This is a genomic window from Aurantimonas sp. Leaf443, assembly GCF_001425575.1.
In the GTDB taxonomy this organism is placed as follows: Bacteria; Pseudomonadota; Alphaproteobacteria; order Rhizobiales; family Rhizobiaceae; genus Leaf443.
Genome location: NZ_LMRD01000007.1, coordinates 331,800 through 344,847 on the forward strand (window position 1 = coordinate 331,800; position 13,048 = coordinate 344,847).

11 protein-coding genes are annotated in these 13,048 nt (G+C 69.3%); 3 read left to right on the forward strand and 8 right to left on the reverse strand.

The features are described from left to right. Window positions 1-3 precede the first annotated feature (3 nt). From nirD to xylB, 8 genes are all read right to left on the reverse strand, one after another. Window positions 4-357 (reverse strand): nitrite reductase small subunit NirD, encoded by a 354-nt coding sequence (gene nirD / locus ASG48_RS09745; RefSeq protein WP_055848750.1) that lies wholly within the window; start codon window positions 355-357, stop codon window positions 4-6. Further along, entirely contained in the window at window positions 354-2,807 is a 2,454-nt protein-coding gene (gene nirB, locus ASG48_RS09750) for a nitrite reductase large subunit NirB (protein ID WP_055848753.1), read from the reverse strand. The genes nirD and nirB overlap by 4 nt, the downstream gene beginning before the upstream one ends. Window positions 2,808-2,955: 148 nt before the next feature. Continuing rightward, window positions 2,956-3,756 (reverse strand): ABC transporter ATP-binding protein, encoded by an 801-nt coding sequence (locus ASG48_RS09755; RefSeq protein ID WP_055848756.1) that lies wholly within the window; start codon window positions 3,754-3,756, stop codon window positions 2,956-2,958. Between the two features lie 26 nt (window positions 3,757-3,782). Next, window positions 3,783-4,679, reverse strand: a complete 897-nt coding sequence (ntrB, locus tag ASG48_RS09760; protein WP_082529380.1) for a nitrate ABC transporter permease — start codon at window positions 4,677-4,679, stop codon at window positions 3,783-3,785. Window positions 4,680-4,714: 35 nt separating this feature from the next. Further along, window positions 4,715-6,019, reverse strand: coding sequence for a CmpA/NrtA family ABC transporter substrate-binding protein (locus tag ASG48_RS09765; protein WP_055848760.1), 1,305 nt, complete (start codon window positions 6,017-6,019; stop codon window positions 4,715-4,717). Between the two features lie 433 nt (window positions 6,020-6,452). Next, entirely contained in the window at window positions 6,453-7,775 is a 1,323-nt protein-coding gene (locus ASG48_RS09770; RefSeq protein ID WP_055848763.1) for a CmpA/NrtA family ABC transporter substrate-binding protein, read from the reverse strand. A 10-nt stretch (window positions 7,776-7,785) separates the two neighbouring features. Beyond that, window positions 7,786-8,373 (reverse strand): ANTAR domain-containing protein, encoded by a 588-nt coding sequence (locus ASG48_RS09775; RefSeq protein ID WP_055848765.1) that lies wholly within the window; start codon window positions 8,371-8,373, stop codon window positions 7,786-7,788. Between the two features lie 61 nt (window positions 8,374-8,434). Beyond that, complete coding sequence (gene xylB / locus ASG48_RS09780; protein ID WP_055848768.1) at window positions 8,435-9,889, reverse strand: xylulokinase; 1,455 nt, start codon at window positions 9,887-9,889, stop codon at window positions 8,435-8,437. A 311-nt stretch (window positions 9,890-10,200) separates the two neighbouring features. Here xylB and ASG48_RS09785 point away from each other — a divergent pair, with 311 nt between their 5' ends. From ASG48_RS09785 to dcd, 3 genes are all read left to right on the forward strand, one after another. Then, entirely contained in the window at window positions 10,201-12,117 is a 1,917-nt protein-coding gene (locus tag ASG48_RS09785) for a propionyl-CoA synthetase (protein WP_055848771.1), read from the forward strand. A gap of 362 nt (window positions 12,118-12,479) precedes the next feature. After that, window positions 12,480-12,749 (forward strand): hypothetical protein, encoded by a 270-nt coding sequence (locus ASG48_RS18790; protein ID WP_244486857.1) that lies wholly within the window; start codon window positions 12,480-12,482, stop codon window positions 12,747-12,749. Next, window positions 12,701-13,045 (forward strand): dCTP deaminase, encoded by a 345-nt coding sequence (gene dcd / locus ASG48_RS18795; RefSeq protein ID WP_244486858.1) that lies wholly within the window; start codon window positions 12,701-12,703, stop codon window positions 13,043-13,045. Before ASG48_RS18790 ends, dcd begins: the two co-directional genes overlap by 49 nt. Window positions 13,046-13,048 lie beyond the last annotated feature (3 nt).

Below are 13,048 nucleotides of genomic sequence, written 5' to 3' on the forward strand. Positions count from 1 at the left end.
CCCCTACTCCGCCGCTTCCGCGAGGGCGGGCGCCGCGTCGAGACAGAGCTCGATCGTCTCGCTCGCGGGGTCGACGCGCACCGGATAGGTGGCGACGCGGCCCGTGTCGGGCCCGCGCACCTGGCCGGACGAGAGGTCGATCACCTGGTTGTGCAGCGGGCAGGTCACCGAGCCGTCGTGGACGATGCCCTGGCTCAGCGGCCCGCCCTTGTGCGGGCAGCGGTCCTCGGTCGCGAAGACCTGGTCGTCCGCCGTGCGGAACACGGCGAGGCGCCCGAGCGGTGTGACGACGCAGCGCGCGCCGCGGCGCGGGATGTCGGTGATGCGGCCGATGGCGATCCAGGTCTCGGGGGTCATTCGGCGGCCTCGCGCAGGGTCAGGTCGGCCATGGGCCGGAATTCGTGGGCGGCGACCGAGCCGCTGGCCCGCTCGGCCCACGGGTCCTTCTGGCTGAAGGCCTGAGAATGGACGAAGCGCTCGAAGTAATGGGCGCGCTTGGCCGTGTCCTCGACGATGGCGGCCTTGATCGACTCCATGCCGACGCGCTTCAGCCACTTGTACATGCGCTCGAGATAGTGGCCCTGCTCGCGATAGAGCTGCGTCAGCGCCACGATGATCTCCAGCGCCTCGTCCTCCGTCCTGGCATGGCAGAGGATCTCGGTGCCCTTGATGTCGAGGCCGGCGGCGCCCGCGAAATGGATCTCGTAACCACTGTCCACGCAGATCACGCCGACATCCTTGCAGGTCGCCTCGGCGCAGTTGCGCGGGCAGCCGGACACGGCCATCTTCACCTTGGCGGGCGTCCAGGAGCCCCACATGAACTTCTCGATGCGGATGCCGAGGCCGGTGGAATCCTGCGTGCCGAAGCGGCACCAGTCGGTGCCGACGCAGGTCTTCACCGTGCGCAGGCCCTTGGCATAGGCCGCTCCCGAGACCATGCCGGCGGCGTTGAGGTCTCCCCAGACGGCGGGCAGGTCCTCCTTCTTCACGCCGAGAAGGTCGATGCGCTGGCCGCCGGTGCATTTCACCGCGGGGATCGCGAACTTGTCGACGACGTCGGCGATGGCGCGCAGTTCCGCCGAGGAGGTCATGCCGCCCCACATGCGCGGCACGACGGAATAGGTGCCGTCCTTCTGGATGTTGGCATGCACGCGCTCGTTGATGAAGCGCGACTGCTTGTCGTCGACATAGTCGCCGGGCCAGTCGGCGAGAAGATAGTAGTTCAGCGCCGGCCGGCACTTGGCGCAGCCGCAGGAGGTCTTCCACTCCAGTTCCTGCATGACGGCGGGGATCGACTTCAGCCCCTTGGCGACGATCAGCCGGCGCACGTCGCCATGGCCGAGATCGGTGCAGCCGCACATCGGTTTCACGGCGGCGGGATTGTAGGCCGAGCCGAGCGTCACCGCCATCAGCTGCTCCACGAGCCCGGTGCAGGTGCCGCAGGAGGAGGAGGCCTTGGTGTGGGCGCGCACGTCGTCGAGGGTCGTCAGCCCCTTGGCGGCGATGGCGCCGGTGATCTTGCCCTTGCACACGCCGTTGCAGCCGCAGATTTCCGCATCATCCGGCAAGGCTGCAACGGCCGCCATAGGGTCCAGGGGGGCGCCCCCCTGGTAGGACTGGCCGAAGATCAGCGTGTCGCGCATGGCCGAGATGTCGGCCTGCTTCTTCAGAAGGTCGAAGAACCAGGGCCCGTCCGCGGTCTCGCCGTAGAGCACGGCGCCGAGGATGCGGTTGTCCTTCAGGACGAGACGCTTGTAGACGCCGTTCGAGGCGTCGCGCAGGACGATCTCCTCGCGCCCCTCCCCTTCGGCGAAGTCGCCGGCCGAATAGAGGTCGATGCCGGTGACCTTGAGCTTGGTCGCGGTGACCGAGCCCTTATAGGCGGCCGAGGCGTCCTCGGCGAGGTGGCAGGCGACCGTCTCGGCCATCTCGTAGAGCGGCGCCACGAGACCGTAGACCATGCCGCGATGCTCGGCGCATTCGCCGAGCGCGAAGATGTCTGGATCGGAGGAGCGGATGTCGTCGCCGACGAGGATGCCCCGGTTGACCTCGAGCCCCGCCGCCTTGGCGAGCGCCGTCGAGGGCCGGATGCCGACCGCCATGACGACGATCGTGCAGGGTATGACCGTGCCGTCCTTCAGCTCGACGGCCTCCACCTTGCCTTCGCCCAGGATCGCCTTCGTGTCGGCCTTGCAGATCACCTCGATGCCGCGCGCGGCGATGGAGCGCTCGAGCAGGAAGCCGGCGGCCGGATCGAGCTGGCGCTCCATCAGCGTCGGCATGATGTGGAGGACGGTGACGTCCATGCCCTTGGCCTTCAGGCCGGCCGCCGCCTCCAGGCCGAGGAGCCCGCCGCCGATGACGACCGCGCGCCCGCCCCGGGCGGCCGCCTCCCACATCTTCTCCACGTCGTCGAGATCGCGATAGGCGAGGACGCCGGGCAGGTCGTGGCCGGGCACGGGCACGATGAAGGGCGTGGAGCCGGTGGCGACGATGAGCTTGTCGTAAGGGGCGAGCGTGCCGTCCGCCGCCGTCACGGTCTTGGCCGCGCGGTCGATCGACTCGACGCGCTTGCCCTTGTGGAGCGTCACGCCGTGGGACGCGTACCAGGCGTCGTCATGGGTGATGATCTCGTCAAAGGTCTTCTCGCCGGAAAGGACGGGAGAGAGCATCAGCCGGTTGTAGTTCACGCGCGGCTCGGCGTTGAAGATCGTCACCTCGTAGGCGCCGGGCGCCTTCTCGAAGAGATGCTCCAGCGCCCGGCCGGGCGCCATGCCGTTGCCGATGACGACGAGTTTCTGGGGCATGAACGTGCTTCCTTGCTGGCCGGCACCGCGGGGCGGATCTTGCGGCGCGGGCGCTTCGTCGTCCCGGCCCTTCGGGCCGGGATGCAATCCAAGTCGTGTCCGGCCCGACGCCGGGAGACCTCGGGCGCGGCGCGCGCCGGGCGGGCGGTCAGGCCGCTTCCACGAAGCGGTTGCGCTCGTAGAGGAACTTCAGCACCGCCTGCCGGCAGCGCAGGTAGGTCGGGTCGGCCGCCATCCTGATGCGGTCGCGCGGGCGCGGCAGGGGCACGTCGAGGATCTCGCCGATGCGCGCCGAGGGGCCGTTGGTCAGCATCACGATGCGGTCGGAGAGGAGCACCGCCTCGTCGACGTCATGGGTGATCATCATCACGGTCGTGCCGAGATTGGCCTGGATGGCCATGACCTGGTCCTGCAGATGGGCGCGCGTCAGCGCGTCGAGCGCGCCGAAGGGCTCGTCGAGGAGGAGGATCTTCGGCTCCATGGCGAGCGCGCGGGCGATGCCGACGCGCTGCTTCATGCCGCCCGAGATCTCGGAGGGGCGCTTGTCGCGGGCATGGCCCATATGGACGAGCTCGAGATTCCTCATCACCCATTCGCGCCGCTCGGCCGCGCTCTTGGTGCGCCCGAACACCTTGTCCACGGCGAGCGCGACGTTCTCGTAGACGGTGAGCCAGGGCAGGAGCGAATGGTTCTGGAAGACGACGCCGCGGTCCGGCCCCGGCGCGTCGACGACCTTGTCCTCCAGGAGGACGACGCCGACCGTGGCGTCGGTGAGGCCGGCGACGATGTTGAGGAGGGTCGACTTCCCGCAGCCCGAATGGCCGATGATCGAGATGTATTCGCCCATCTCGACGACGAGATCGACGTCCTTCAGGACCTCCGTCGTCGCGCCGCCGCGGCTGTAGCGCTTGGACACGCCTTCGATGGAGAGGAACGGCTTCTGGGTCATGGGTCGCGTCTCCGGTGCGGCTTCGGTCAGGCGGACGTGCCGCGGGTGACGGCCTTGCCGATGGCGGCGACGCAACGGTCGAGCACGAAGCCGACGATGCCGACATAGACGAGGGCCAGGATGATGTCCGAGATCAGCGAGGAATTCCAAGCATCCCAGATGAAGAAGCCGATGCCGACGCCGCCGATCAGCATCTCGGCCGCCACGATCGCCAGCCAGGACAGGCCGACGCCGATGCGAAGACCGGTGAAGATGTAGGGCGCGGCCGCCGGGATCATGACCTTGACGAAGAACTCCAGCCCGTTGAGGCGAAGAACCTTGGCGACGTTGCGATAGTCCTGCGGGATGTTGCGCACGCCCACCGCCGTGTTGATGATGATCGGCCAGACCGCGGTGATGAAGATGACGAAGATCGCGCTCGGCTGGCCGTCCTGGAAGGCGGCGAGCGAGAGCGGCAGCCAGGCGAGCGGCGGCACGGTGCGCAGCACCTGGAAGATCGGGTCGAGCCCCTTCATGGCGAGCTGCGACTGGCCGACGAGGACGCCGAGCGAGATGCCGACGACGACGGCGATGGCATAGCCCATGGCCACGCGCTGCAGGCTCGCCCAGATCTGCCAGCCGAGGCCGACATCGTTGCCGCCGTTGACGTAGAACGGGTTGGCGATGAGCTCCCACGTGTCGGAGACGACCTGGGTCGGGGGCGGCAGGGCCGAGCCCGGGCCCGAGCACAGGACCTCCCAGACCGCGAGCAGGACCACGAGCGTGGCGAGCGGCGGCAGCACGGTTCCGGCCAGGGCCTGTCCGGCGCGCGACAGGCGCGCGGCAAGGCTCGGCCCGGGCCGCTTCAGCGGCACGACCGTCGCCGCGCCCTTGGGAAGGGCGACCGCACCGCCGGCGCTCGTCTTGATCACGGTCTGGGACATGGATCTCTCCGGGTTCGGGGGCGTGGCCGGACGGGTCAGGCGATGCGGCTGATGGTGAGGCTCTTGAGGTATTCGGCCGGGTTCTCCGGATCGAAGACCTTGCCGTCGAAGAAGGTCTCCTTGCCCCGCGAGGGGGAGGCGGGGATGGCCGAGACGCCCAGCGCCTTGGCGGCCTCGCGCCAGATGTCCTCGCGGTTGACCCTGTCGACCATCGCCTTGACGTCGGTCGTCGCCTCGATCTTGCCCCAGCGCATGTCCTCGGTGAGGAACCAGGCGTCGTGGCTCTTGAACGGGTAGGACGCGTCGTCGCGCCAGAACTTCATGAAATGCGGCGAGTCCGCGACGGTCCTGCCGTTGCCGTAGTCGATCTCGCCCTTCATGCGCGGGCCGATATCGGCGGGCTTGACGTTGAACCAGGCGCGCTTGCCGAGGATGTCGGCGAGCTCGTCCTTGTTGGCCATGTCGTCGGCCCATTGCGCGGCCTCCTGCACGGCCATCACGAGGGCGAGCGTCGCCTTCGGGTTCTTCTCCACCCAGTCGGCGCGCATGGCGAAGCTCTTTTCCGGGTGCCGGTTCCAGAGTTCGCCCGTCGTCAGCGCGGTGTAGCCGATCCCCTGCTCGACGAGCTGCGCGTTCCACGGCTCGCCGACACAGAAGGCGTCCATCGTGCCGACCTTCATGTTGGCGACCATCTGCGGAGGCGGCACGACGATCGTCTCGACGTCCTTGTCCGGGTCGATGCCGCCGGCCGCCAGCCAGTAGCGGATCCAGAGATCGTGCGTGCCGCCCGGGAAGGTCATGGCGACCTTGGCCGGCGTGCCCGCGGCCTTCCGGGCCGCGAAGGCCTCCTTCAGCGCGCCGGAATCGAGCCCGACCTTCAGGTCCGCATAGGCCTTGCCGACGGAGATGCCCTGCCCGTCCAGATTGAGGCGGGCGAGGATGGCCATGGGCAGCGGCTGGTTGTTCTGCGTCACCGTTCCGGCGGTCATCAGGTAGGGCATCGGCGTCAGGATATGGGCGCCGTCGATGCCGGACCCGTCCGAGCCGAGCACGAGATTGTCGCGCGTCGTCCCCCAGGAGGATTGCTTGACCACCTCGACATCGGGCATCCCGTGCTTCTCGAAATAGCCCTTCTCCTTGGCGACGATCAGGGGCGCGGCATCGGTGAGCGCGATGAAGCCGAGGACGGCCTTCGTCGTCTCGGGACCGGTCCCTTGCGCGAAGGCGCCGCCCGGAAAGCTCGCCCCGATCGCCGAGAACAGCGCCGCGGTGCCGAGGCTCGCAGCGCTCGACTGCAGGAACGTGCGGCGGCTGAGGAGGAGCTTGTCGTCGAAGGGCATCGAGATCTCGCAGATGGAAAGGGTGCGGGCGCCAGCCGTCGTAGGCCGACGCGAAGGCGTCGGGCCGTTGCAGGCTCGGGGATGGAAAACGAAAAAAGCCGCGGGGCCGTCCGATGCCGCGCCTCCTGTGGAGGCCTGGCGCTTGGGGATGGCAACGCGACTTCGATGTCGGTGGCAAGGCCGTCTCGGCCCGCCGGCGCGCCAGTCCTCGTTGACGGCGCCTCCTTAGAAAGCCACGAAACTGCGGAGCGCGAAAGTCCAAAGATGCGGCAGTGCAACATGGCGCCGCCCGCGACGGACGGGGCGCAACCCCTTGCAGATCATACCGGATTTCTGCCGCTCAAAGTTTGAACAGTACCGTGCCCGTGTGCTGAAAGTTCCGGCACGGCCTTCCCTCTGTCCCTTCGCGAGGCGACCGCCTCGTGCAGGACCCTCAGTCCGGCGTGCCCGCTCCCTCGGCGCCATCCCGGCGGCGGATGTCGAAATGGGCGACATAGGCGTCGATCTCCGCCGGATCGAAGGGCACGCCGTCGGCGAAGCGGTCCGGCGGCATGGTGATGGGCGCGCCGGTGGAGGGCTCGTCGGCCGGCGCGTCGAGCGCGCCTTCGACGCGCTCGTCGTGGAGCGGCAGGTCCGCGGAGCCCAAGGCCTCGCGATAGAGGTCGCAGCGGAAGGCCGCGCGCACCCGCGCCTCGTCGCCGGCCCGGCGCTCCGCCTGCCCCCAGCGCAGCATCTGCGAATAGACCCAGAGCCCCTGGCTGATCCAGGGAAAGGTCGCCGCCCCGCGATGGAAAGCGAGATAGCCCGGGATCGACCGCTCGAGTCCCGCAGGGTCGATGGCGATGCGGCCGGCGAGGAGCCGTTGCACCACGTCGGCCGAGGTGCCGAGATGGCGCGGCTCGGCCATGAGGGCGGAAAGATCCGCGCGGTTGTCCGGCGCGTCGCACCAGCGCGCGGCGGCCTCCAGCGCCACGACGAGGCGCAGCGCCGTGTCGCGGTTCGCTTCGATCCAGTCCGGCCGCATGCCCAGCACCTTCTCCGGCGAGGCCGGCCAGATGTCGGCCTTCACCGCCACGATGCGCCCGACGCCCGATTCCACCGCCAGCATGTTCCAGGGCGCGTTGACGCAGAACCCGTCGATGCTGCCGGAGGCGAGCGCGTCGGCCATCAGGGGCGGCGGCACGACGGTCATGGTCACGTCGCGGTCGGGATCGACGCCGCCCTGGCCCATCCAGAAGCGGAACTCGTAATTGTGGGAGGAGAAGGGATAGACGACGGCGAAGACGAGGGGCGGCGCGCCGGCCTGCCGCCGCGCCTCGACGACGCGCCGCAGCCCGGCTGCGTAGGCGGGAGAGCCTTCGGGCGCCGGCGCCTCGAGCCCCGCCTCGATCTGCCGGAAGAGCGCGGTGGAGAGCGTGATGGCGTTGCCGCCCAGGCCCAGCGCCATGGGCGCGACCGTCGGGAAGGCGTTCATGCCGAGGCCGAGCTGGGCGGCGACGGGCATGGGCGAGAGCATGTGCGCCACGTCGAACTGGCGGAAGGCGAGGCGGTCGCGGATATTGGCCCAGGAGACGTCGCGCACGAGATCGAGCGTGACGCCCTCGCGCTCGGCGAAGCCCATCTCGGCCGCCGCGATCAGGACGGCGGCGTCGATGAGGGGGATGAAGCCCGCGCGCACGCGGCGCGTCGCGGGCCTGCCGAGCGAGGGCGCACTGAGCGGCCGGGCGAAGGGCTGGGAAGGGGGCGGCGTCGACATCGGCGGCTTCCTATTTCGACAGGAGCTGCGCGGCGGTGACGAGGCTGCGCGCGATGTCGGCGATCTTGCGCTTCTCGTTCATCGCGGTCTGGCGCAGCAGCGCATAGGCGGCGTCCTCGGTGATCTGGCGCGTCGCCATGAGGATGCCCTTGGCGCGCTCGATCGTCTTGCGGTCGGCAAGTTCGGAGCGCGCCTCCTCCAGCTCCGCAGTGAGGCGGCGGAAGGCGTTGAAGCGCAGGATCGCCATGTCGAGGATCGCCTTGACGCGCTCCTTCTTCAGCCCGTCCACCACATAGGCCGAGACGCCGGCCTCGATGGCGGCCTCCAGCGAGCCCGCGTCGGAACGGTCGACGAACATGGCGATCGGCCGCTGCACGCTGCGCGAGGCCTGGAAGACGTGCTCCAGCTGGTCGCGGTTGGGATTCTCCAGATCGACGACGACGACGTCCGGGTTCAGCACCTCGATGCGCCGCACGAGGCCCTCGACGCTCGTCACCACCTCGACGCTGACATGGCCGGCCTCGCGCAGGCCGTCCTCGATGATCGCGGCGCGGGCACGGTTCTCGTCGACCACGAGGATGGAGAGCGTCGCTGACATGGCGCCATTGTGCCCGGTGGCCGGCCTTGTGCAACGCAAAACTTCTCGGGGCCCTGCCGCGTCAGCGAAAGCTCGGCCGCACCATGGGATAGAGCGCGCGATAGCGCCCGTAGGCCCCCTCGAACGCGCCTCGAAGACTCGCGTCCGGCTCGAAGCGGGCGGCCAGCGGCGGGCGCGTCATGACGCTCGCGGGGTCGGCGCCCGTCTCGGCACAGAGGGCGAGGCGGGCCGCGCCCAGCGCCGCGCCGAAATCGCCGGCGGCCGGGCGCACGAGGGCGATGCCGAGGACGGTGGCGATCAGCGACAGCCAGTGGTCGGAGCGCGAGCCGGCGCCGACGGCGATGAGCTCGTCCGGCCGCTCCCCCGCCCCGCCCGCCTCCAGGCAGTCGCGCAGCGAGAAGGCGACGCCTTCGAGGACGGCGCGCGCCATGTCCGCCCGGTCCGTGTCGGCTTCGAGGCCGAGAAGCGTGCCGCGCACGGCGGCGTCGTTGTGCGGCGTGCGCTCGCCGGACAGATAGGGCAGGAACAGGAGCCGCCTCGGCGCCCGCGGCCGGTCCCCGAGCCGCGCGACGAGCTCGGCCGGCCCTTCCTGCAGGAGCTTCGACAGCCAGTCGAGCGATCCCGCCGCGGACAGCGTCACGCCCATATGGTGCCAGAGGCCCGGCACGGCGTGGCAGAACGTGTGGAGCGCGGTCTGCGGCACCGGCTCGTAGCTGCGCGTCGCCGTGAAGAGGACGCCGGACGTGCCGAGCGAGAGGAAGCCCGCGCCCGGCCGCACGATGCCGACGCCGCAGGCCGAGGCCGCGTTGTCGCCCGCCCCGCCCGCCACGACGATGCCGGGCGCAAGGCCGAGTTCGGCCGCGACCTCGGCGCGCAGCCGCCCGCCGGGCGCCGAGCCCTCGACGAGACGGGGCATGGCGGTGCGGTCGAGCCCGGTGCGGGCGAGCATCTCGTCCGACCAGTCGCGCGCCCCGGTGTCGAGCCAGGACGTGCCGGCGGCGTCCGACAGATCGGAGATCGCCTCGCCCGTCAGCCAGAGGCGCAGATAGTCCTTCGGCAGGAGAACGCGACATACGCGCGCGAATGTCGCGGACTCGTGGCGGGCGAGCCAGAGGAGCTTGGGCGCCGTGAAGCCGGGAAAGACGATGTTGCCGGTGATCGCCCGCGCGGCCGCGTCGTCGAGCTCGGCGGCCTCCGCATGGGCGCGCGTGTCGTTCCACAGGATGCAGGGGCGCAAGGGTCGCTCGTCGGCGCCCAGCACCGTCGCCCCGTGCATCTGCCCGGACAGACCGATGGCCGAGACGGTGGAGAGGAGCCCGGGATGGGCGGCGGCAAGCTCGGCCATCACCGTCCGCGTCGCCGCGATCCAATCGTCCGGCGCCTGCTCCGACCAGCCGAATTGCGGCCGTTCGACGCTCAAGGGGGCGGAGGCGGAGGCGACCGGCACGCCGTCCTCGCCGACGACGAGCGCCTTCAGCGAGGAGGTGCCGAGATCGAGGCCGAGGGTGACTGGCATGGCGCGTCTCGCGGGGCACGGGAACAGGGGCCATGCGCGGCAAGCGCAGGGCGGGCCTTTTCGTCTTAGCCGCAATCCCCACCCCCGGCCAGCGGCGCGGACGCGGCCGGCGGGCGGGCGGGCGGGCGCCGGTCTTCCCGGGTTCCGCTCCGGAGCGTCGCGCCCGCCGCGTCTGCGGCCAAAGCAGGACTTCTCTTCCCCGCGCGAACCCTTCAGACTTCGCGCTGCCGGTCGGCATCGACGGCGGGGCGACCCGTCGGCGGCGGTGGAGAGGACCGTGCCGGCCGGTACGGGAGGAGAGGATTTGCGCGATGACGAGCCGCTACCACGAGACCTACATCGCTTGGAGCGAGGACCCGGAACGCTTCTGGATGGCGGCGGCGGAGGCGATCGACTGGGACAGGCCACCGATGCGCGCCTTCGATGCGGGTTCCGGCGTCTACGGCCGCTGGTTCCCCGATGCGGTCGGCAATATGTGCCACAACGCGCTCGACCGGCACGTGGCGGCGGGCCATGGGGGGCGGACGGCGCTCGTCCACGACAGCCCCGTCACCGGCACCAGGCGCTCGCTCACCTATGCCGAGCTCCTGCGCGAGACGAAGGCGCTGGCCGCCACGCTCGCCGATCTCGGCGTCGAGGCGGGCGACCGCGTCATCCTCTACATGCCGATGGTGCCCGAGACGGTCGTCGCCATGCTCGCCTGCGCGCGGATCGGCGCGGTGCATTCGGTCGTCTTCGGCGGGTTCGCCGCGCCCGAGCTCGCCACGCGCATCGACGACGCGACGCCAAGACTCATCCTCGCCGCCTCCTGCGGCATCGAGCCCGGGCGCGTCGTCGAGTACAAGCCGCTTCTCGACCGGGCGATCGAGATCGCGCGCCACAAGCCCGAGGCCACGATCGTGCTGCAGCGCCCGCAGGCCGAGGCGACGATGATCGCGGGCCGCGACCACGACTGGGCGCGGCTGCGCGAGCGCGCGCTCGGCGAGGTGGACGCGGGTCGGTCCGTGCCCTGCCGGCCGATGGCGGCGAGCGACCCGCTCTACGTCCTCTACACGTCGGGAACGACGGGCAAGCCCAAGGGCGTCGTGCGCGACACCGGCGGCTACATGGTGGCGCTCGCCTGGTCGATGCGGGCGATCTTCGACACGGGCGCGGGCGAGGTCTTCTGGGCGGCCTCGGACGTCGGCTGGGTCGTCGGCCATTCCTACATCGTCTACGGCCCGCTTCTCGCCGGCTGCACGACGATCCTCTACGAGGGCAAGCCGGTGGGCACGCCCGACGCCGGCGCCTATTGGCGCGTCATCGCCGAACACGGCGTCAAGGCGCTCTTCACCGCCCCGACCGCCATCCGCGCCATCCGCAAGGAGGACCCGGACGGCGCCCTGCCCGGGGCGCATGACCTCTCGCGCTTCGCCGCCCTGTTCCTGGCCGGCGAGCGCGGCGATCCCGAGACCGTCGCCTATGCCGAGCGCGCGCTGCAGCGCCCCGTGATCGACCACTGGTGGCAGACCGAGACCGGCTGGCCCATCACCGCCAACCCGCTCGGCCTCGGCCTCCTGCCGGTGAAGCACGGCAGCCCCGGCCTCGCCATGCCCGGCTACGCGATCGACATTCTCGACGGGTCCGGCCGGCCCGTGGCGCCCGGCACCATGGGTTCCATCGCCCTGCGCCTGCCGCTGCCGCCGGGCGCCCTGCCGACGCTGTGGAACGCCGAGGAGCGGTTCCGCACGGGCTATCTCTCCGACTTCCCCGGCTATTACTCCACCTCCGACGCCGGTCTTCTCGACGAGGACGGCTATCTCTTCGTGATGGGACGCACCGACGACGTCATCAACGTCGCCGGGCACCGCCTCTCGACCGGGGAGATGGAGGAGGCGGTGGCGAGCCACCCGGCCGTCGCCGAATGCGCCGTGGTCGGCATGCGCGACGCGATGAAGGGCGAGATCCCTTTCGGCTTCGTCGTCCTGAAGAACGCGAGCGCGGCGGGGCCGGACCGGCGGGCGACGACCGTGGAATCCGAACTCGTCGCCCTCGTGCGCGACCGGATCGGCCCGGTCGCGGCCTTCCGCTCGGTGATGGTGGTCGACAAGCTGCCCAAGACGCGCTCGGGCAAGATCCTGCGCCGGACGCTCAAGAGCATCGTCGACGGCGAGCGCTTCGAGATGCCCGCAACGATCGAGGACGCGAGCGCCCTCGAGGCGATCGAGCGGGCGGTGGGGGATAGGTAAGCGAAAAAGAAATGATTGGGGACGGCGTCTTTGTTCGCTCTATGTTCTATGTGGTATGAAACTTCAGATGGCATAATCCGTTCACCTAAGATCACGGGAGCAACACGATGCGACTGCGCGTCAAGCCTGTCAGAGATGCCCTTCATCCGAGCGAAATTGTCGTCTCCGTGGAGACGGCGGACGGAAAAGCCGAACAGATGGTGGTTCATCGGCGAACCGTTTCGGAGAACTCGCTTGAAATTGGATATCCGATCAGCGAACAATCCCACTCATATCTGGTTGAGCTTCCCCGAGAGACGACAACCGGTGCTTGGCGCGTTTGGGTTCCAAGCAGTCTCGTCAGCGCCTGATCTGAGGACATCATGATCCTGACGGACAGAGAGATACAGATCGCATTGGAATTCGATTCCATCGTGATCGATCCTTTGCCCGAGGAAAAGGCCTACAGTTCCACGAGCGTCGATCTCACCTTGGATGAAACGCTGAGCGAATTCAGGGACGCGCAAGTCGGCATCAATGTGATGATCGATCCCTCCAGAGAAGGGTACACCACGATCACGTTCTATCGGAAGTTACCACCCAGGTGCGGATCGACGCCGAACAGGGTTACGGCTTCAAACCCGGCCAATTGATCTTGGCGTGGACCAAAGAATACGTACAATTGAAACCGCATTCTCGACTTGCCGCCCGCGTCGAAGGCAAAAGCTCGTTGGCGCGTCTTGGCATCGGTGTGCACGTGACAGCTCCCACCATCCACGCCGGATTTGAAGGTCAGATCAGACTCGAGATGCTCAATCATGGCCGTCTCCCGGTCAAGCTGAAGCCGGCTATGCGGATATGCCAGCTGATTTTCGAACAGACGGTCGGAACACCGGTCAGCGGTTATCGCGGCCGGTTCAGTGGACAAACACCGCAGCGAAAAGGCTGAGCG